General features: G+C 26.1%; 2 protein-coding genes. One reads left to right on the plus strand and one right to left on the minus strand.

Translation table 11 applies throughout. The annotated features are described in order from the left end of the window. Nucleotides 1-377: 377 nt before the first annotated feature. On the plus strand, nucleotides 378-1,406 hold the full coding sequence (locus tag J7G74_RS16040) for an LCP family protein (protein ID WP_297137202.1): 1,029 nt from the start codon (nucleotides 378-380) through the stop codon (nucleotides 1,404-1,406). Between the two features lie 63 nt (nucleotides 1,407-1,469). Here J7G74_RS16040 and wecB read toward each other — a convergent pair whose 3' ends face one another. After that, a complete protein-coding gene (gene wecB, locus J7G74_RS16045; RefSeq protein WP_330616615.1) occupies nucleotides 1,470-2,588 on the minus strand; it encodes a non-hydrolyzing UDP-N-acetylglucosamine 2-epimerase in 1,119 nt (372 codons plus the stop codon). Nucleotides 2,589-2,765 lie beyond the last annotated feature (177 nt).

The raw sequence follows: 2,765 nt of genomic DNA on the forward strand, positions 1-2,765 counted from the left end.
CCTATAGATTTTCATTATTGTTATTATTTTACACTATAAGCTTTTTATTATATTTATATATAGTTTATTGTTAATTCTTCCTATTAACTTAATTTTCTTATTTTCCTAATTTTATTTTATCTTATATTAAAATCATTTTCAAATAAAAAATTCGCTTCGCTCATGTCGCCAACGACTTTGTCCGTTGCTTAGAATTTCTACTTATTTAGCTAATTCTAAATCTTTAATTTCATATTTATTGCTATAAAGTCTAAACCCCTATAATCACAATGTATAATTTTTATTTTATGTAAAATTCTTGCATTTTAACTAATTATTTTTAATTTTTGGTATAATGTATCTATATTTTAAAATTAATTTCTAAGGGGGAGGAAATTTTGTCAAATAAAAAGAAATTTTCGACTAAAAAGATAGTAATTGCTTTACTTATTTTATTGATAGCAATTCCAGTAGTTACATTCTACTCATTTTATAATAAGTTAAATGTGGTTAAACCATCTCAAGATAAAAATGGTGAAAGTAGTTATGAGTCAAAATATGAAAAAGTAGATGGTATTACTAATATTTTATTATTAGGTACTGACGGTAGAGAAAAAGAGCTAGCTTATCGTTCAGACTGTATGATGATTGCAACGATAGATGCTAATAACAAAAACATTAAGTTAACATCTCTTGCTCGTGATACTTATGTAGATATTCCTGGAAAAGGTAAAGGAAAATTAAATGCTGCCTATTTCTGGGGAAAAGAAGATTTATTATTCCAAACTATAGAAGAAAACTTTGAACTTAAATTAGATAATTATATTCAAGTTGATTTTGATGATTTAATGAATATTATATTTATTTTAGGTGGAGTTGAAGTTGATGTAAATGAACGTGAACTTGAAATAGTAAATGACTATATAGTTCCTTCATATGAACAATGTACTTATTCTAATAAAGGTGAGATGAAACTTTTAACTAAGACTGGTAAACAAACAATAAATGGATATCAAGCTATTGCTTACACTAGAATTAGAAAGACAGATAGTGCAATTAATAGAGATGAAAGACAAAGAGAAGTTATGCTTGCTGTAATAAACAAAGTTAAAGCTATGAAATTCTCTGAGTATCCTCATCTACTTAACACATTATTACCATATGTATCAACAAATCTATCTCCAACAGATATTTTAAATATTGCATTTACGGCTTATAGCTTTGGTGATAATTTAGTTGTAAAACAAGGTCAATTCCCAATTATAGATAATGTTCATGTTAAAGGTGGAATTTATAAAAAAGCTGGCTGGATATGGTTATACGACTTAAACTCTGAAGTAGTTTTAAGAGATTTTATTAATAAAGATATTGATATGGATAAACATGAATATTTAAATGATAATAGTAATATTCAATTGAACTATTAAATATTAGTTTTAGGATAACTTTGAAGGGTGTGTCATTTTTGACACGCCCTTTATTTAACTTTATCATAAATTATTTTCTAATATATCTGTAATTCTCTTAGAAGCAAGTCCATCTCCATATGGATTAGATGCATTACTCATACTTTTATAAATTTCTTCATTATCAATAAGTTCCTTAAAATTTGCATAAATACTCTCTTCATTTGTACCTACTAACCTAAGCGTTCCAGATTTTATACCTTCAGACCTTTCTGTAGTATCTCTCATTACAAGAACAGGCTTTCCAAGAGAAGGTGCTTCTTCTTGTATTCCTCCACTATCTGTAAGTATAAGGTAGGATTTATTTAAAAAATTATGAAAATCAATTACATCTAAAGGCTCTATAATTTTAATTCTTTCATGATTGCCTAAAATTTCATTTGCCATATTTCTCACTAATGGATTCATATGAATCGGGTAGATAACTTTTATATCTTCGTATTTATCTACAATTTTTTTAATGGCCTTAAACATGTTTTCTAAAGGTTTACCTAGATTTTCTCTTCTATGAGCAGTAAGCATTATTAATTTATCTTCCCCTATCCAGTCAAAAACTTCATGTTGGTAATCTTCTTTTACTGTAGTTTTGAGAGCATCTATGGCAGTATTTCCCGTCACGTAAATATTTTCTTCATTTTTTCCTTCTTTTAGTAAATTCTCTTTAGCCATATTAGTTGGAGCAAAATGATATTTAGCTATTATACCAGTAGCTTGTCTATTAAACTCTTCAGGAAAAGGAGAATTTATATTATATGTTCTAAGACCTGCTTCTACATGACCTACTGGTATTTGTAAATAAAAGGCTGCCAGTGATGTTACAAAAGTTGTAGTGGTATCACCATGAACTAAAACTACGTCAGGTTTTACATTTTCCAAAATATTTTTCATTTTAGATAATATATTATGAGTAACATCAAACAAAGTTTGCTCATTTTTCATTACATCTAAGTCAAAATCAGGTACAACATCAAAAACTTGAAGTACTTGATCTAACATTTCTCTATGTTGCCCTGTAACACATACTATTGTTTCTATACTTTTTCTATTTTTTAATTCTTTTACTAAGGGACACATTTTTATAGCTTCGGGTCTAGTACCAAATACTATCATTGCTTTTTTCATATTATATTTCATTCCTAACATGTTAAATTAATATTTTTTATAATATATTGATTATTATATTGAATTGTTATAATTTTATATTATACAGTTATATTAATTATTTTATACATATAAATAAAATATTTCAACTTATATGGCTTAAAAGTAAAATTTTTAAATTATTTAATACATTAATTCTTTTATATCTACATATTATTC

The sequence above is a fragment of the Terrisporobacter sp. genome, assembly GCF_017888745.1.
Taxonomy (GTDB): Bacteria; Bacillota; Clostridia; order Peptostreptococcales; family Peptostreptococcaceae; genus Terrisporobacter.